We start from the raw sequence: 17,833 nt of genomic DNA on the forward strand, positions 1-17,833 counted from the left end.
CCATACACCTAGGGCCGCCGACCCCGCTCGCCGGCCTTGATGGCCGCGCGCCCCGCCTTGCCGGCGACGAGCACGCCCGCGCCCAGGGCCAGCGCCCGGCCCATCCGCTGCCGGTTGCGGGACAGCCACTCCTGGCCGCTGCCGTTGTGTGCCTCCGCGTCGAAGCGTCCGTGGGCGCCGAAGTCCCGCCCGTGCGGACCGTCGGCCGGGCTCCACAGATTGGCCGGACCGGCTTGATCCCCCTCCTCCTGCTGGGAGTCGAATCCCGTACGGGCGAGATACCGGTCGAGCAGACCGGGAACCACCGCGTTGGCGACGAGCGTGGCCACCGTCGACCCGCCCACCCAGTACTCGCGCCGCCGAGGATGCGCCGCCGCGTGCACGATCGCACGTGCGGCCAATTCCGGCTGGTAGACGGGTGCGACCGGCCGGGCCCGCCCCGGCATCCTGCTCAGCACCCAGTCGAACTGGGGGGTGTTGACGGCGGGCAGCTGCACCATCGTCGTACGGACCTTCGTTCCCTCGTGCAGCAGTTCGCAGCGCAGGGACTCGTTGAAGCCCTGGATGGCGTGCTTGGCACCGCTGTAGGCGGACTGCAGCGGGATTCCCCGGTAGGCCAGCGCCGACCCGACCTGCACGATGCTCCCGTGGTTCTGGGGCAGCATGTAGCGCAGTGCGGCCCGGGTCCCGAACACACAGCCCAGATACGTCACTTCGGTGACCCGCCGGTACTCGTCGGGCGTGATCTCCGTGAAGAGTGCGAAGACCCCGGCGAACGCGTTGTTGACCCAGACGTCGATCCGGCCGAACTCGTCGACGATCCGCTGGGCCGCGTCGTCGACCGCCTTGGCATCGGCCATGTCGACGGTGACGACCAGTGCCTCACCCCCGGCGCGCTGCACCTCGTCCGCCGCCGCGGCGAGGCCCTCGCGGCCCCGGGCGAGCAGGGCGACACGGTCGCCACGGGCGGCGAAGGCCAGGGCCGCGGCCCGGCCCACGCCGCCGCTGGCCCCGGTCACCACGACGGCCCTGCGGCACCCCGACACGGCTCGTCACGCCCGGTGATGCGGCGCTTCGGGGTCCACGTCTTCCGGACGCGGCGCAGCGGCGCCGGGTACTCCCCCACCCGGCGCGACGGGCGGGACCGGCGGGTACGGCATGCCGAGGCCGCCGGGCGGAGCAACGGGCGCCGTACCGCCGATGACACGGCCGCCGCCCGCGGCCGACTCGGCCTCGCGCCCCGGTGTGGGCCGGGACGCGGACGGCCGGGCCATGCCCCGCAGCACATACGCGACCACGCCCAGCACCGCGGCGGTGATCAGCGCGGCGGCCCAACCGGGGAGGCCCAGCGCGAGCGCGAGGCCGAGGGCGAGCGCCAGCGCGGCACCCGCGTACAGGGCGACGGCACCGGAGGCGGCGTACAGGGTGGCCGTGCGGCGCTGCTTGCGGGTCTGCTCCCGCAGCTCGTCCCGTACGGTCTCGCGTGCGACCTGCGCCAGCTCGTCGACGAGATCCTTGTCCAGATGTTCCAGGTGATCCATGGCGCACGAGTACCCGAGCGCCCGTACGCATAACACCGCGCACACAGGGTAGCCGCCCGATTCCGCAGCGCACGCGAATCGCGAACCTCTGGGTCGGGGGTAACAGGATCCGCCCGAAACGATCTCCTCCGTCACCGGCCCCAACTAGGCTCCTCCTCATGGAGATTCTGGGAGCCACGCTGCGTGTCTGCGTCGACGACCTGGAGGCTTCGGTCCCCTTCTACGAACGACTGGCCGGCGGCCGCGCCCTGCGCTTCGAGCGCGGTGGCGTGTCGGTCGCCGCGGTCGGGTGCTTCCTGCTCATGAGCGGACCCGAAGCCGAACTGGACGTCCTCCGCAAGGTCGCCGCCACCATCGCCGTCAAGGACGTCGACGAAGCCCATCGCGTCCTCAGCGACTCGGGCGCGCGCATTCTGGCGGGCCCGGTCGCGACGCCGGTGGGCCGCAACCTGATCGCGATGCATCCGGACGGGGCGGTGTTCGAGTACGCGGACCGCAGGTCGGCGGCGTAGGCCAGGTCTTTCGCCCCCTCCGCCCCTACCCGTCCCGCATCTGGGGGCTACCGCCCCCAGACCCCCGCTTTCGGCCTGAACGGCCTCGTCCTCAAACGCCGGACGGGCTGAAATCAGCCCGTCCGGCGTTTGAGGAGTGGGGTCTGGGGCGGAGGGGGCGAAACCCGTCGACGTTCAGTCAATCGACGGCCGCATCCGGAACTCGTACCGCCCCGGCAACGCCTCATCACTCAGCCGAGCCCACACCTCACCGATGGCCTCCGCCCCCTCCCGCAGATCGGCCACTTCGAACCCCGAGTCGAAAACGGCCCGCGCCGCACCCAAGTCCCCCTCGCTCACCAGCAGTTGCGCCTCGATCAACCGGAATCGACCACGCGCCCGGGTTGCGGGCCGCAGCCGTTCCCACACGGCACGCGCCTCCGAGACGCGCCGCACCGCGAGCAACGCCTCGATCGCCTCCCGCCCGAGCGCCGCCGTGGCCGCGGTCCAGACCTCCCCGTCGTCCCGCCGCTCCTGGCACAGATCGTCGAACGCGTCGGCATACCGATCGGCGGCCCGCTCCCGGTTGCCCGCCTGCAGATCGGCCACGGCAAGACACCGCAGCAACGGCCAGAGAGACGGAGCGAGTTCAAGCGCCCGCTCCCAACTGCGCACGGCCTGCGCGAGATCACCGGCATGCCACTGGGCCACCCCGAGGTGATACTCGGCAAGCGGCACGGCGGGCGCGGTCTCCAGCATGTCCCGCCAATGCGCGGCGACAAGGCTCTCACCGGGCGGCCCGACCCGCCGCGGCTCGGGAAAGGCACCGGACCGAAGCAACTCGAGCCACGGCGCCTGCGCCTCACCCAGCGTGGACTCCTCGAAGGGCGTACCGGGCACCTTGTAGGCGGTGCGCAGCACTTCGAGCGCGCCCCAGCCGGAGCCGACGGCCAGCACCTCGCCGGGTTCCACGTCGGCCTGCGGCAACCAGGCGTCGTACGCGGCATCGACGTCGGCGCGCGGCAGGACACCCTGCAATGCCGTCTCCACCTCGGCCCGCGCCACTCCCCAGTCCGCCCCGTGAACCGCGTCCCCGCTCACGGCCAGCGGCCCGTACGCCTCCAGCCAGGACACCTCGCTCTCCGCATCGAGGCGGACGTGCTCGAGCTGGGTGCGGGCAAGCCCGGCCTGGATCTCGCAGTACCCACCGGTGCCGGGCTCGGTGAGCCACTCCTGCCAGCGCCGCCCTCCCGCACCGGAGCCCCAGACGAACAGCTTGCGCCCGCGCAGCACATCGGTCGACGTCTGCACGAGCCCGTCGCCCGCGTCGTCGAGCGCGGCGATCCAGCGGCGCTGCCCGTCGGGCACCTCGTAGAAGTAGTCGGCGGGGAAGGTGCTGTTCAGCGGATACGTGCGGTCGATGGCGTCGTACGACGGCACCGGCACGCTTCGTAGCCTCCGCTCGTAACCGAACTGCCAGGCCTCCTCAGCCGGTGCCAGCACCCTGCGCTCCTCGGGGACCGCGATGTTGGACCACCAGTACACGGGCGCGGGCTTCTCGTGCGGATTGCGGACGCGTACGCCGACGTACAGGAAGTCGGAGCCGTCCGGCAGCCACAGGTCGACCTGGAAGGGGAGGTCGCGCAGCCGCTCCCACTCCCACAGGCGCAGCATCTCGCCGCCGTCGGGGGCGGGGACGCGGGCGGCGTGGACGGGCGAGCAGGAGAGGGTGGTGTGCCCGGTGGCGCCGATGTTCCACTCGATGCCACCGGAGAACCAGGCGCCGTTGAGGGCGAAGCAGGCGGGCTGCAACACCGGGTTGCGGTAGAGGAGTTCGCGCTGCAAGGGCTTGTGGAAGAGGGAGGCGACCCGGCCTCCGTAGCCCGACAGCACGGTGGCCCGCAGCCGGTCGTTCTCGATCACGATCGTGTCGATCTTGCGCGGCGCGCGCTGTCTGTCGTACCCGTCGCGGATGCGCTCCGGCAGCAGGCTGCGCAGCGGCTCGTACCCGATCTGCCGGGCCATCTCGCGCGGCAGGCCCTCGCGGTCGCGGTCGTCGATGCGATGTATCTCGTCGAGCGTCCGCAGCGGCGGCAGCGGGTTGTTCGGACCCAACTCCGCGGCGGGGAGCGTCAGTACGTCACGTCGGATCGTCGTCACGATGACCATGGAACCCGGTCATCGCGAACCTGACCAGGGTCTCCGCTCGTCAGGATCCGGTCAGGATTCCGCAAAGGCGGCGACGACGAGGTCGGCGAGCAGCGCGCCCGCCGTGCCGTCCGGATCCAGATCGGGGTCGTAGATGGTGACGTTGAGGCCGACGCAGTGCGGGGAGCGCAGCAACGGACGTAGCAGCGCGAGGAGTTCGTCGGGGAGCAGCCCGTCGAGGTCCGGGCTGTCCACGGCGGACATGACTGGGGGTCCCCCCGGCTCGAGCGCAGCCGAGAGCTGGGGGAGGGTCGAGGCGTCGGCGTCGAGGTGGACCCAGAAGCCGTCCAGGTGCGGGAGTTCGAGGGTCCCCAAGGTGGCCCGGGCGATGGCGTCCGCGCCCCACTCGCGCAGCTCGCCGACGGTGACCGTGGGGATCTTCAGCGCGGCGAGCTCGTCGCGTTCGGTGTCGTAGTCGCGGATGCCGAAGAGCCGTACGTCCTCGTCCTTCAGATAGGGCTTCAGCCCTTCGAGGTCGGCGAGGTCGTCCTGCCCGCGGCCGGTCGCGAGGGCGAGTTCCTCGCCGCCCGCCGCGCCGATCCGGTCCGAGTTCCCCGGGTGCCGGAAGTCCGCCGACCCTCCCCCACTGCCTAAAGGGCGTGGGAGGTGCCCCCATCGGCGGCGAGTCCGAACCGGCCGAGGCGGCGCAGTGCGAGCGAGGCGCCGAGCTGGATGGAACAGTCGCCGCCGAGGACGACGGGCAGCTCACCGGCGCGGACATGGCGCTCGATGCGGTCGGCGAGCTTTCGGGTGTACGTGGCGATGGCGGCGGCGTTGAAGACCCCGTCGCCCTCCTGCCACTCCCCGCGGTCGTAGCGCGGCGGTACGACGACCCCGCCCTCCTGCCACTCCCCGCGGTCGTAGCGCGGCGGTACGACGACCCCGCCCTCCAGCGCTCCGAGCCTCCCCCACTGCCTTAAAGGCGTGGGAGGTACCCCCACACGATCCGCTGCTCGCGCAGGGCACCGGCGAGCTTGTGGCAACCGGGGACGGTGCCGGGCGCGGGCGGACGCAGGCCCAGGTTGGACGGGGCGTCGAGCACAACGAGGTTCCGCATGGGGCTCATCCTCACCCGAGAAGCGCTCAACGGGAAGAGACCATCTCCGCGGTGATCGCCCACCGCTCGTGGTCCCGCCAGGCTCCGTCGACGTAGATGAAGTCCGGCGAGAAGCCCTCCAGCCGGAAGCCGCACCGCCGGGCGAGTGCGATGGAGCCGGCGTTCCCCGGCTGCGCGTTGATTTCGAGCCGGTGCAATCGCATCGTTCCGAAGGCGTACCGCACGACGAGCCCGAGTCCCTCGGCCATCAGGCCGCGCCCCGCGGCGTGCGCGAAGGCGCCGTACCCCAACGCCCCGCACAGAAAGCCGCCCTCGACGATGTTGTTGATGTTGATGAACCCGGCGATGCCTCCGCCGTCCCGCTCGCACACCAGGAATCCGGCCTTCGTCGGATCCTCGATGAGGCGCCCCGCGTACGCGGCATAGGTGTCGGCGCTGCCGGGCGGAAAGAGCCACGGCTGGTGGAGATCCTTGCTCTCCCTGGCCCGGGCGGTGAACTCCGCGCCGTCCTCGTACGTGAAGTGCCGTATGCCCACGCGGGGGCCTTCGGCGAGATAGTCGGGGGCGTTCTCAGACATCCCGCCACACTACGCCGGTACGCGCTCAGCCTCGGCGCTTGCGCGCGTACGCCCCGCACAGCCCGCCGATCACCCCGGTGCCGAGGAGTGCCATCCACAGCGGCATGGTCACTTCCGGAATGAACAGCCGGATCTTGGTACTGCGGGTGTTCTCGAAGACCAAGATCAGGGCGAGCAGGGCCAGCGCGGCGACACTGGCCCTGCCGGGGGTCCGGGGCCCGCCACCGCTCTTCCCACCGCTCGCGCCGGTGCTCTCCGAGGTCTTCGGGCTCATGCGCTCAGCATGAGCCGCGAGGCGACGGCACGCGCGGTGGGCGGTTCCTCCGGGTGACCCGGAGCCGGGACGACGACGGACCGGGCCCTCAGTCCCCGACGACCGGCAGTTCCAGCACCCCGGTGTCCCCCGGCGCGCTGGTGACGGTCACCGGCTTGACCCCCTTGTTCCCGAAGTACGCGTCGTCACTGGCCGCGACGACGAACCGGAGCCGGTGCCCCGCCTCGTACCGGTGCACGATCCCCGGCAGCGTGACGGTGAAGCTCTTCGTCACGTCCGGCACCCGCACCGGCGCCACCAGCCGATGCACCAGCGTCTTCGTGCCGTCGGGAGCGACGTCGTACAGCTTGGCGAAGAGGACCAGCTTGTCGGCGGCGTTGCCGGAGTTCTGCACGCGCTCGGTCTGCGGTGAGACGACCTTCAGCGTGGCCCTGGGCGCGCCGACGACGTCGACGGAGCGGGTCAGGGGCTCGCTCGTCCAGCCGAGGTAGGTGCCCTCGGTGTCGTACGGCGCCGGATCGGGCAACCCGACCAGCCCGGCGAGGGAGTTCTCGGAGTGACTCGTGGGCACCAGCCAGTTGCGGTACTCCCGGCTGCCGCGCGCGACCTTCCGCCGGTTGTCGACGAGCTTGCCGTCCCCGGAGAGATAGAGCCGCTGACTGAGCGCGGGCACCCGCGAGGCGGTGGCGTAGGTGTTGTCCGGGTCGGCGATCCAGTCGCGGTAGTACGCGAAGGCGGGTCCCGTGTCGACGCCCTTGTGGTGCCGCAGATAGCGGTCGAACCACGCGAGGATCCGCCTGCCGACGTAGCTCGTCTCCAAGTTGCCCTGGCTCAGGTTGAGTTCGCCGGTCGTCGGGTCGGTGAGCCCGCCGCTGTGCCCCCATGACTGCCAGATCATCTTCGTGGTGGTGCCCTGCGCCTTGAGGGTCTTGTACGTCGCTGTCGCCTCGTTGAGATTGAAGAGGCTGTCGGCCTGCCCCTGGACGAGGAGGGTCGGCGCCTGCACGGTGCGCAGGTACGAGACGGGCGACACGCTGCGGGCGTAACTGAGCAGCGGTCCGGTCTTGGCGGCCGGGTAGCTCCCCGAGTTCAGTGTCCGCACGGTGTCGCAGGCGTCGCTCACGAAGTGCAGGCAGGTGAGGGAGTTGATCCGGGAGGGGTCCAGGTTCGGCACGGTCAGCGGCTGGCTCTCGCCGATCAGGTAGAAGCCGTTGGTCCACTGCCACTTGAAGGCGCCGGGCACGGCACGGGCGCCGACGGTGTTGTTGGGGTCCAGCGAGTAGGCCAGGTCGTTCCAGGTGATCAGGGGGACGAGGGCGTCGACGCGGTGGTCCACGGCGGCCGTGGCCATCTGGACGGCGCCCCCGTAGGAGCCGCCGATCATGCCGACGCGCGGGTCGCCCTTGCCGTCCCGGGTGACGTAGTCGGCCTTCGTGCCGTCGTCGGCGGCGCGGGTGCCCGCGAGGAAGTCGACGAGCCGGGAGGCGGCCACGCCGTCGACGCGCGGGTCGTCGAGGGCGATCAGGCAGCCCGACTTGCCGAAACCGAGCCCCGAGTAGACGAGCCCCACATAGCCGCGGGCCGCGAAGGCCTTGCCGATCGCGTCCGTCGAACCGTCCGACTTGCTTCCGCCGAAGCCGTTGGTGGCGAGCACGGCGGGTGCGGTGTGGTCGCTGTCCACGCCGGCGGGCCGGTACAGGTCGGCGTCGATCGTGCAGGTGCGGCCACCGGCTTCGACCGTGAACTTCAGGGCGGTGACGGTGTATTGGCCGGTGGCCGAGGCGGGCGCGGTGAACGCGAGCGGTGCCGTGAGCGCGGCACCTAGGGCCAGGACGAGCGAGGCACGGGATCTGGGCACACGCGAGCGACGGGACACGTAGACCTCCACGCTGAGGACAACCCGACTACCGACCGGTAAGTACCGGCCGGTAGTCATGCTGTGACACGTGTCAGACGGCGGTCAATCACCGTGCCGGGAGTTTCTTGACGGATATTCAGTGAGCGGTGCCGTCAGCCGAGCGCCGGCTCGTCCAGCGTCAATGCCCCCGTGTCCGCGTCCAGTTCGGCCGCGACTCCGAAGGGGATCGTGAGCGCTTCCTCGCAGTGCCCGAACCCGAAGTGCTCGACGACGGGCACCCCGAGTCCGCCCAGCCGGTCGGCGAACACCGCACGCAGCCCCTCGTACGGCCCGCAGTCCACCCAGGAACCGAGCGCGATCCCGGCGACTTCGTCGAACCATCCGGCCCGCAGGAGCTGGGTCAGTATCCGGTCCAGCCGGTACGCCTCCTCGCCGATGTCCTCGATCAGGAGCAGTCCTCCCCGGACGGAGGCACGGGCGTGCGGTGTGCCCCGGTCGGCGGCGAGCAGGCTCACGCAGCCGCCGAGGGTGACACCCCGGGCCCGCCCCGGCACCAGCGCGGTGGCCGAGCTCGACACGATGGTGCGCACCGTCTCCGGCTCGAAGAGCGTCGCCCGCAGATGCTCCTGCGCCCGCGCGTTCTTGAGGAAGTCGACGGCGGCCACCATCGGTCCGTGCAGGGTCGCAAGGCCCATGCGGGTCGCGAACGCCTCGTGCAGCGCCGTGATGTCACTGAACCCGAGGAACACCTTGGGCCCCGCGGCCCGTATCGCGTCCCAGTCGAGAAGGTCGACCATGCGCTGCACGCCGTACCCACCGCGAGCGCACAGCACCGCGTCCACCCCCGGGTCGCACCAGGCGGCCTGGAAGTCGGCCGCCCGGTCGGCGTCCGTGCCCGCGAGGTAGTCGAACTCGGCGTGCCGGTCCAGGACATGGGGTGCCACCACCGGGTCGAGATCCCATCCGCGCAGGATGTCGAGGCCCGCCTGGAGCCGCTCCTCGGGCACGGGCCCGCTGGGCGCGACGACGGCGACGCGGGCTCCGGCGGCGAGACGCGCCGGGCGGGTGAGGGGGGTCGGTGAGGTCACGCGGTGTGCTCCAGTTCCGGAACGAACGGTTTCACTTGGCCAGCTCCAAGGTGGGGATCCCGGGCGGGTGCAGCCCGAAGACCTGTGCGTACAGCGAGAGTTCGGACTCCAGGACGCGCACCATCGTCTCGGCCCGCCGGAAACCGTGGCCCTCGCCCTCGAAGGCGATGTAGGCGTGCGGAACGCGGCGTCCCTGCCCCTCCAGCCTGGCCAGGAACCGCTCGCACTGCGCGGGCGGGCAGATGACGTCGTCGAGGCCCTGGAGCAGCAGGAAGGGCGCGGTGACGCGGTCGGCGTGCTCGGTGGGCGACCGCTCCGCGTACCGCCCCGGCACCTCGGCGAGCGGCCCGATCAGCGTCTCCAGGTACCGCGACTCGAAGTCGTGGGTCTCCCCCGAACCCCAGCCGGCGAGGTCGAGGATCGGATAGAGGATCGTGCCGCAGGCGTACACGTCGGTGGTCGTCAGGGACGCGGCCGTCGTCCAGCCGCCCGCGCTGCCCCCGCGGATGGCGAGCCGCCCCCGGTCGGCGGTGCCCTCGTCGGCGAGCGCGAGTGCGACGGCCGCGCAGTCCTCGACGTCGATGACGCCCCACTGCTCGCGCAGCCGGTTGCGGTACTCCCGTCCGTGCCCCGTCGACCCCCCGTAGTTGACTTCCGCGATGCCGATCCCGCGCGAGGTGAAGTAGGCGATCTCCAGGTCGAGGACGAGGGGCGCGGCGCCGGTGGGGCCGCCGTGCGCCCAGACGACATACGGCGGAAGCTCGTCCCCGGGTGCGACATGGCCGGGGTGGTGCGGTGGATAGATGTGCGCGTGGATCTCGCGCCCGGCGGGGCCGGTGAAGGTGCGGATCAGCGGCTCCGGGTAGTGCGCGGGGTCCACCGGGTCGTCGTGCGCGGCGCCGATCACCCGGGCCCGGCCGATGGGGGTCCCCCCGCGCGAGCTCGTTCGAGCGTGGGGGAGGGCGTCCAGCTCGACGACCTCGTAGGCGCTGCGGGGGCTGGCTCCGATGCCGACGACGCGCGTGCCGTGCGCGGCGAGCGTCGGGGCGAACTCGGTCCAGGGTCCGGCCGCGTCGACGACCTCGCCGGTCTCCGGGTCCAGTATCCCGAGCGCGGTGGCGCCCCGACCGTGCACCACGGCGATCAGCCCGCCCTCCAGCGGCGCGAACCAGCGGTACCCGATCTTCCACAGCGGCCCGCCGAACTCCTCCTCGCGCGGGCAGACCGCCGCCTCCTGGTCGTCCTCGCCGAGCCGGTACAGATTCCACCAGCCGGTGCGGTCACTCGAGTACAGCAGGGTGCCGTCCGCGGTCCAGTCGGCCTGCGCGATGGACTCGTCGGGTCCACCGGCGACCGATCGCACCGCGTGCAGCATGCCCTGCTCGGTCACGTCGGCGAGGACCAGCTCCGTGCCGTCCCACGGCATCCGCGGGTGGTCCCAGGCGAGCCAGGCCGCGCGCCGCCCGTCGGGCGAGAGCCGGGGGCCGGTGACGAACCGGTGCCGCCCGTCGGTGAGTTCGCGCACCGCGTCCGGGTCCTGCGCCGCCGAGCCGTCCAGCGGCACCGCGGCGACGACCCGCCGTACGTCGGCCGGCCCGTCCCCGGTGAACTCCTCGAGGACGCACCACACCTCACCCAGCTCCAGATGCAACTGCGGGTCCACCCAGCGCAGTCCGCCGCCCACGAGCGAGACGGGTGTCAACGGGCGTGGCTCGCCCCCGGCTTCGTACAGATACAGCCGCTGATCGGCGAAGTTGGCGAAGACCACCAGGGGTCCTTCGGGGCGCATCTCGCCGGCCCACGGCTGCCCGCCGTACTCGATGACCCTGCTGCGTACGTTCCAGGGAGCGGGCAGCACCGACTCCTCCGTGCCGTCGGCCTTCCGCCGTACGAGCGTGCGCCGCCCGCCCTCCGTGGGCCGTGGCTCGGTCCACCACGCCTCGTCGCCGACGAAGCCCACGAACTCCGGGCGCCCGTCGTGCGCGGCGGCGAGCGTCGCGCCGATGGGCGAGGGCCACGAACCGTACGCCAGGGTCTGCACCATGTGCCCCACCTTCCCTAGGCCGTGCGCAGAAAGCGGTCGAGGACACGGACGCCGAAGTGGAGCGCCTCGACGGGGACGCGCTCGTCGACACCGTGGAAGAGGGCCTGGTAGTCGAAGTCCTCCGGGAGCTTCAGCGGCGCGAACCCGTAACCGGTGATGCCGAGGCGCGAGAACTGCTTGGCGTCGGTGCCGCCCGACATGCAGTACGGCACCACATGCCCCTCGGGCGCGAACTCCTCGACGGCCGCGCGCATCCTCGCGTACGTCACCGAGTCCACCGGCGCCTGGAGGGCCACCTCACGGTGGTGGAACTCCCACTCCACGTCCGGTCCGGTGAGCCGGTCAAGAGTCGTGCGGAACTCGTCCTCGCCACCGGGCAGATATCGGCCGTCCACGTAGGCGACGGCCTCCCCCGGGATCACGTTGATCTTGTATCCGGCGCTCAGCATGGTCGGGTTGGCGCTGTTGCGGACGGTCGGCTCGACGAGCGCGGCGGCGGGGCCGAGCTTCACCAGGAGGTCGTCCACGTCGGCGAGGTCCGCCTCGACGCCGTACAGGGCGGCGAGTTCGGTCAGGGCAGCGCGCACGGTCGGGGTGAGCCTGACGGGCCACTCGTGCGCGCCGATCCGCGCGATCGCCTCGGCCAGGCGGACCACCGCGTTGGCGCGGTTCACCTTGGAGCCGTGGCCCGCCCGGCCGCTCGCGGTGAGCTTGAGCCAACCCGTGCCGCGCTCACCCGCTGCGATCGGGTAGAGCTGTCTGCCGCTGCCGTCGTGGAAGGTGAAGGCTCCCGACTCGCTGATGCCCTCGGTGCAGCCCTCGAAGAGACCGGGGTGCTCGTCGGCGAGGAACCCGGAGCCGTCCTCGGCGCTCGCCTCCTCGTCGGCGGTGAACGCGATCACGAGGTCACGCCGGGGCCGTACGCCCGCGCGCGCCCAGGCGCGCACGACCGCGAGGATCATCGCGTCCATGTTCTTCATGTCGACCGCGCCGCGCCCCCACACGACGCCGTCGCGGATCTCCCCTGAGAACGGGTGCACGCTCCAGTCCTCGGCCTGCGCGGGCACCACGTCCAGATGACCGTGGACGAGCAGCGCGTCGGCGGACGGGTCGGTGCCCTCGATGCGGGCCACGACGTTCGTACGCCCCTTCGTGCGCTCAAGGAGCGTGGGCTCCAGCCCTGCCTCCGCCAGCCGCGCGGCCGCGTACTCGGCGGCAGGGCGCTCCTGACAGTCCCCGCCGCCGCGGTTGGTCGTGTCGATACGGATGAGGTCGGAGGTGAACCGGACGACCTCATCGAGAGCCAGTGCGTCAGCCATACTGCTCCTCCACCGCGGCCGAGACGATCGTGGTGACCGCCTTGAAGGTGCGAATTCCCTCGTACATGGTGTCGCTGGTGTACGCCACCTTCCGCTCCCCGACGCGCTGGACACCCGGCACGACGGTGGCGGCCATCGACAGGTGCTCGGCGTCGAACTCCAGGGCGACGGTGAACGGCCCGTCGACGACCGGCTCGTGACGCACCGCCAGGGACGCCGCCTCCTTGGCCGCGGCCCGGATGTCGGCGGCGGTCCTGGACGGCGTACGGCACACCGCCGCGTACCGCGACACATGATCCTTGACGGCGACCTTCAGTGCCTCGGGCGCGTACCCGAGCGCGTCCTCGCAGGCCAGGTCGTCGCCGGTGACCAGCACGACGGGCACGCCGTACTCGGCGACGACATGGGAGTTGAGCAGTCCCTCACTGGCCCGTGCGTCGTTCATCCACACGCCCGTGATGGAGTTCGCGAGATAGGTGTGGGCGAGGACGCCCTCCATGCCGGCGCCCGCGTGATAGCCGACGAACGCGATGCCGTCCACGTCACCGTGCTGGACGCCCTCCACCATGGACAGGGACTTGTGCCGCCCGGTGAGCATCTCCGCTCGCTCGTCCAGCTGTTCGAGCAGGAGATTCCGCATGGTCCAGTGGGCCTCATTGATCAGCACCTCGTCGGCGCCGCCGTCGAAGAAGCCGAGCACGGCGGCGTTCACGTCCGAGGTGAACATCGACCGGCACCGCTCCCACTGCGGCGTCCCCGGCAGCACGTCGGCCGGCCAGGTCACACCCGTGGCGCCTTCCATGTCGGCACTGATGAGGATCTTCATGTTCCGTCACGTTACGCGCCAGAAAAGGAACCGGCCAGGAAGCGTCATTCCCACCTGGCCGTGCGCTCCTTGGCGTGGCCCCCGCTGTCCCACCCGTCCCTTTTGAGACAGGCCTGCCCGTCCCGGCACAGGCACTTGGGTGCGCTGAGGCTGACGAGACCGGGGGGATCGTGATCATGCGCGGGTTACAGGTCGTCAAGGCCAGAGTCGGGCGCTTACCGGTAGCCGCCGTGGTGGCGGTCGCCGTCGCCCTGGCGCTACTGAGCTGGGGGATTGGACTGTTCACGGGATGAAACTCGTGGTCGTAGTACGGGGTCGGGCGCCGGTGCCGGCGCCCGGCCGGGCGGGGGAGCGGGCGTCGACTGGCGCGGGGACGAGGGCGCGCGGCTGGCCGCCGACGTGCTGTCCCGCCTCCAGTCGGGCAAGCCGCTCGACGACCTGCCCGCGGATGCAGGACGCGGTCATCGGCAGCTGGGACCGCGGCCGCCGCAACACATGGCACGGCGTGTCGTTCGCAGGCGCCCAGCTGCGGGGTGCGGTGGCGCTCGGGGCGGCCTTCGAAGCCTGCGACTTCTCACGGGCGAAGCTGGACGGGGTGCACTTCGAGCAGTGCGCGTTGCGGGAGTGCCGGTTCACCGGCCGCCTGCGGGAAGTGATCTTCGACGGGCGGCCCGTGCCGGACCGCCCGTCGCCGACCCCACTGCGCCAAGTCGACTTCGGCGGCGCCGAGTTCGAGGACGTCGAGTTCTGGGGCTGCCACTTCGAGGACGTGACGCTGCCCGCCACACCGGGTCTGTACGTCGTCCCCGGCTACCGTGCGGCCGCGCGCCGCGCCCTCAGTCTCCTGACCGGCGACACCTCCCCCGAAGCCCGCATGCTGACAGCCGAGTTCACCGAGGCCCTGCGCGGCCCCGGCGACGAGTCGGCGGACGGTGTGTTCAACCGCGGCGACTACGAGAGGGCGGGCGGCCAGCGGCTCGCGAGCCTGGCGGAACGGGTGTTGGGCGGTCTTGAGGGATAGGACGTGCATGGCCACCAGGCGCGGGTACGGCGGCCTCAGTCGGTGACGCCGTACCCGTGCCGCCGGCGCTTCACGCCCCGGAACGCCCCGCCACCAGCCACTTCGACGGCAGTTCGATACGCGTGCCGTCGGCCGTGTACTCGGTCGTGATGAGGGGGAGTTCGCCGCTCGCGAGGACCGTGAGGCCCGCGGAGCGGAGATACTCGGGGACCGCGGCGTCCGCGACCTCGCCGGGGGCGATGCCGTGCCGGAAGACCGGGGCGAGCTTGGGGGGCGGGCCGGCGGGGCCCTGTGCCAGGCCCCTCAGGACGAGGCCGGCGGCCTCGGCGAGTTCGACGAGGAAGACCCGGCCCCGCTCCCCCACCAGGGTCGCGAGGCTGTCCGCCAACGGCTGCCGGTCGTCGGGCTCGGCCTGGTGGAGCACCCCGCGCATATACACGTTGGCGTCGCCGAGCTCCGCGTGCAGGGTCTCCGCCTCGGTCTTCTCGACCGCGTCGAGCGGCCGGTAGACGGCCCGACCCGCCGGATCGGCGTGCCGGGCATGGTCGAGCGCCGCGGACGAGAGGTCGGCGCCGACGACGTGTGGGAAGCGGTCGGCCAGGAAGCGGGTCTGGGTGCCGTTGCCGCAGCCGAGGTCCACGACCGGCAGATCGCGAGCCGCCAGATGCGGTTCGAAGAGGGCGAGATGGACGCCGACGGTCAGCACGGGCTCCGCGTCCCAGAAGACCGCCCCCTGTTCCTCGGAGGCCTCGCGCCAGAAGCCCTCCCAGGCCTCCCGGTACCGACTCGTCACGCTCATGCCCGCTCCCCAGGTTGCGACCGCAGCCCACCGGACCTGGCAGGCCAGAACGGTTTACCGCGCCCCGCGCGAGGCGACAAGCGGGTGGCGCGTTCCTTCACGGCTCATTCGATACCCGTACGGCTTCACACGCCGCCCGCGCCCCCTGGATCCGCGCGTCGCGCGAGCAGGTCAGCGTCACTCGTGCGGTTCATCGTCGCCCGTGCGGATCAGCGTCGCGGGAGCGTCAGTTCGAACCACACGGTCTTGCCCGCGCTCGTCCGGCTGGCTCCCCACTCGCGGGCCAGGGTGCTGACCACGCGCAGGCCGCGGCCGAACTCGTCGTCGGGCCCCGCGCTGAGCAGCGTGGGCAGCGTGTGGTCGTCATCGTCGACTTCGCACAGCAGGGTGTCGCCCCGGACGAGTCGCAGCTCTATCTGGCGGCTGTGCGCGTGCCGTACGGCGTTCGTCACCAGCTCACTGACCATCAGCTCGGCGCTGTCGGCGAGCGAGGCCAGGCCCCATATGTGCAGCTGTTCGCGGACCACGGCGCGGGCCCTGCCCACCTCGATCGGGTCGAGTGCGAACCGCCATTCGGTAACGTCCTCGGAGTCGATGCCGTTGAGGCGGGCCATCAGGAGAGCGACGTCGTCCTTGCGGCCGCCGCGCGTGTTGAGCGCGCGGATGATGGTGTCGCAGGCGTCGTCCATGGAGGCGGCCGGGTGGGCGGCGGACTCGCAGAGCGTGGCGAGGCCGACGCCGATGTCCTCGCCGCGGACTTCGACCAGCCCGTCGGTGCACATCACCAGCCGGTCGCCGGGCGCCACGCGCACGCGTACCGACTCGAAGGGCACTCCGCCGACACCGATGGGCGCGCCCGTCGGCAGGTCGAGCAGCTCGCTGTATCCGTCCTCGGCGCGGACCACGACGGGCGGGATGTGGCCCGCGTTGGCGAGGTGCAGCTCGCCGGCGATGGGGTCGTAGACGGCGTACAAGCAGGTCGCGAGGTAGCTGTCGCCGAGCCGTTGGGCCAGGTCGTCGAGGTTGCGCAGGAGCTGGGCGGGCGGCAGGTCGAGCGCCGCCATGGTCTGCACGGCGGTGCGCAACTGGCCCATCATCGCCGCCGAGTTGAGACCGTGACCCATGACGTCGCCGACGACCAGGGCGGTGCGGGAGCCGGGCAGCTTCACGGAGTCGAACCAGTCGCCGCCGACACGTCCGAGGAGCGTGCCGGGCAGATAGCGGGTCGCGATGTCGCAGCCGGCCATCCGGGGCGCGATGTGCGGCAGCATGCTGTCCTGGAGGGTCTCGGCGACGCTCTCCTGGTAGGTGTACATGCGCGCGTTGTCGAGCACGAGGCCTGCGCGGGCGGCCAGTTCGGCGCCGGTGACGCGGTCCATGTCGTTGAATTCGACCCGCTCGGGGTGGCGCAGCAGGATCATGAAACCGAGCACCACATTGCGGGCCTTCAGTGGTACGACGAGCATGGAGCGGTTGGTGATCAGCGGCCGGATGTCGCGCTTCTCGAACTGCGCGGCGATCATGTGCCCCATCTGCTCGCTGATGCGCGGCACGAGGACGGGTTCCCCGGTGGTCATGCACTGGAAGAACGGCGTGTGCGCCGGGAACGGCATGGCCTCGCCGACGGGCACGACATCGTCCCAGCGGCCCGGCTCGTCGGTGTGTTCCACGGCGACCCGGTGCCACATGGTGGTCGTGTCGGGCACCCCGTCGGGGAAGCCCTCACCGGCGATGACCTGCTCACGCAGGTACGTGCCCGCCACGTCCGTGAAGCGGGGCACGACGGCGCGGCTGACCTCGAGGATGGTCTGTGACAGGTCCAGGGAGGTGCCGATGCGCCCGCTGACCTCGTTCAGGAACTCCAGGCGCTCGCGTACGGCGACGTACTCGAGGTCCTCGCCGTCGTCCTGGACGTCCTGCGGAAGCGGCTCGCCGACCGCCGCCGCCCTGGCCGCCCGCTCGCGGCGCGCCTTGCGCTCGGCCCGCCGGGGCACGCCCCAGTCGGGGGTGACGGGCACCCGGTCGTTCTGACTGAACTCCAGGACCGGGTAGCCCAGTTCGAGGACCTGCCCGACGATGCGGGCGCCCTCGCCCACGCTCATGCTGGGCAGGATCTCGGGCAGTCGGCGCGCCAGCTCCTCGGCGCCGGGGAAGTCGGTGTGCAGCGCGAAGCCGGGCGCGATGCGCTCGACGACAGCCTCGTCGTCCTCTTGGCGCATCGCGGCCGCGTCGGCGGCCAGTACCAGCAGCCGCTCCCGCCCGGGGCCCACCAGTGGGTACGCCCACCACAGGACGTCGACCCGGTCGCGCCCGGTCACCGTGAGCCGGGCGCGCCCCGCGGCCGGATAGGACAGCCGCCCGTCGAGGGAGGACTCCAAGTCGGGGCCGAGTCCGTCGTACGCCGCGTACGCCCCGTAGGGCGCCGTGGCGTCGTCCTCGGGGAGGGCGCCGGAGACGGGGAGGAGATCGACGGCGGCGCGGCCCACCGCGTCCTCCCTGGGGGCGCCGAACAGGCGCCTGGCGCCGGTGCTCCAGTGCGACACCAGGCCGTCCCGGTCCACGACCACCACGGCCAGGGGGATGCGGCCGGCCGCGGCGTGCTCCACCGCGCCCTTCCCAGCTCCGCGGCTGGGGGCTGCGCCCACTTCGGTGCCACGGTCCATGACCCAGGCCCTCTCTCCCCACCGTTCCGAACGATCTGTGCCGCCATCACCACGGTACGGCGGCGG

The 17,833-nt window shown here is 71.8% G+C and carries 14 protein-coding genes and 1 pseudogene; 2 read left to right on the forward strand and 13 right to left on the reverse strand.

Annotation, left to right across the window (positions count from 1 at the left end; translation table 11 throughout):
- Positions 1–8: 8 nt before the first annotated feature.
- Both ACZ4WS_RS04390 and ACZ4WS_RS04395 read right to left on the reverse strand, forming a co-directional pair.
- The gene (locus tag ACZ4WS_RS04390; protein ID WP_467976954.1) at positions 9–1,022 is read right to left on the reverse strand and encodes an SDR family oxidoreductase; all 1,014 of its coding nucleotides are present in this window, start codon (positions 1,020–1,022) and stop codon (positions 9–11) included.
- 30 nt (positions 1,023–1,052) lie between these two features.
- Positions 1,053–1,541 carry a phage holin family protein gene (locus ACZ4WS_RS04395; protein ID WP_467976955.1) on the reverse strand — a complete coding sequence of 163 codons (489 nt, stop codon included), beginning with the start codon at positions 1,539–1,541 and terminating at the stop codon, positions 1,053–1,055.
- Between the two features lie 158 nt (positions 1,542–1,699).
- Between ACZ4WS_RS04395 and ACZ4WS_RS04400 the strand changes: the two genes are divergently transcribed.
- On the forward strand, positions 1,700–2,053 hold the full coding sequence (locus ACZ4WS_RS04400; RefSeq protein WP_467976957.1) for a VOC family protein: 354 nt from the start codon (positions 1,700–1,702) through the stop codon (positions 2,051–2,053).
- A gap of 174 nt (positions 2,054–2,227) precedes the next feature.
- Here ACZ4WS_RS04400 and ACZ4WS_RS04405 read toward each other — a convergent pair whose 3' ends face one another.
- The 9 genes and pseudogenes from ACZ4WS_RS04405 to ACZ4WS_RS04445 all read right to left on the reverse strand — a co-directional run bounded on the left by ACZ4WS_RS04405 (position 2,228) and on the right by ACZ4WS_RS04445 (position 13,284).
- On the reverse strand, positions 2,228–4,201 hold the full coding sequence (locus tag ACZ4WS_RS04405; protein WP_467976959.1) for a DUF5107 domain-containing protein: 1,974 nt from the start codon (positions 4,199–4,201) through the stop codon (positions 2,228–2,230).
- Positions 4,202–4,252: 51 nt separating this feature from the next.
- Positions 4,253–5,297, reverse strand: a pseudogene (locus ACZ4WS_RS04410) (arginase family protein).
- Positions 5,298–5,323: 26 nt separating this feature from the next.
- On the reverse strand, positions 5,324–5,875 hold the full coding sequence (locus ACZ4WS_RS04415) for a GNAT family N-acetyltransferase (protein ID WP_467976961.1): 552 nt from the start codon (positions 5,873–5,875) through the stop codon (positions 5,324–5,326).
- Between the two features lie 25 nt (positions 5,876–5,900).
- Positions 5,901–6,149, reverse strand: coding sequence for a DUF1049 domain-containing protein (locus ACZ4WS_RS04420; protein ID WP_467976962.1), 249 nt, complete (start codon positions 6,147–6,149; stop codon positions 5,901–5,903).
- 88 nt (positions 6,150–6,237) lie between these two features.
- The gene (locus ACZ4WS_RS04425) at positions 6,238–8,037 is read right to left on the reverse strand and encodes a CocE/NonD family hydrolase (protein ID WP_467976963.1); all 1,800 of its coding nucleotides are present in this window, start codon (positions 8,035–8,037) and stop codon (positions 6,238–6,240) included.
- A gap of 122 nt (positions 8,038–8,159) precedes the next feature.
- Positions 8,160–9,095: a S66 peptidase family protein gene (locus tag ACZ4WS_RS04430; RefSeq protein WP_467976965.1), complete on the reverse strand. Its 936-nt coding sequence runs from the start codon at positions 9,093–9,095 to the stop codon at positions 8,160–8,162.
- Between the two features lie 31 nt (positions 9,096–9,126).
- A complete protein-coding gene (locus ACZ4WS_RS04435; protein WP_467976967.1) occupies positions 9,127–11,139 on the reverse strand; it encodes a prolyl oligopeptidase family serine peptidase in 2,013 nt (670 codons plus the stop codon).
- Between the two features lie 14 nt (positions 11,140–11,153).
- Positions 11,154–12,458 carry a M20/M25/M40 family metallo-hydrolase gene (locus ACZ4WS_RS04440; RefSeq protein ID WP_467976968.1) on the reverse strand — a complete coding sequence of 435 codons (1,305 nt, stop codon included), beginning with the start codon at positions 12,456–12,458 and terminating at the stop codon, positions 11,154–11,156.
- Positions 12,451–13,284, reverse strand: a complete 834-nt coding sequence (locus tag ACZ4WS_RS04445) for a M55 family metallopeptidase (RefSeq protein ID WP_467976970.1) — start codon at positions 13,282–13,284, stop codon at positions 12,451–12,453. Before ACZ4WS_RS04445 ends, ACZ4WS_RS04440 begins: the two co-directional genes overlap by 8 nt.
- A gap of 448 nt (positions 13,285–13,732) precedes the next feature.
- Between ACZ4WS_RS04445 and ACZ4WS_RS04450 the strand changes: the two genes are divergently transcribed.
- The gene (locus ACZ4WS_RS04450; RefSeq protein WP_467976972.1) at positions 13,733–14,305 is read left to right on the forward strand and encodes a pentapeptide repeat-containing protein; all 573 of its coding nucleotides are present in this window, start codon (positions 13,733–13,735) and stop codon (positions 14,303–14,305) included.
- 70 nt (positions 14,306–14,375) lie between these two features.
- On the opposite strand, the gene ACZ4WS_RS04455 is transcribed toward ACZ4WS_RS04450, so the two are convergent.
- Both ACZ4WS_RS04455 and ACZ4WS_RS04460 read right to left on the reverse strand, forming a co-directional pair.
- A complete protein-coding gene (locus tag ACZ4WS_RS04455; RefSeq protein WP_467976973.1) occupies positions 14,376–15,104 on the reverse strand; it encodes a class I SAM-dependent methyltransferase in 729 nt (242 codons plus the stop codon).
- A 209-nt stretch (positions 15,105–15,313) separates the two neighbouring features.
- A complete protein-coding gene (locus tag ACZ4WS_RS04460; protein ID WP_467976975.1) occupies positions 15,314–17,767 on the reverse strand; it encodes a SpoIIE family protein phosphatase in 2,454 nt (817 codons plus the stop codon).
- Positions 17,768–17,833: the final 66 nt, after the last annotated feature.

Source organism: Streptomyces sp. NPDC029292 (assembly GCF_055569295.1).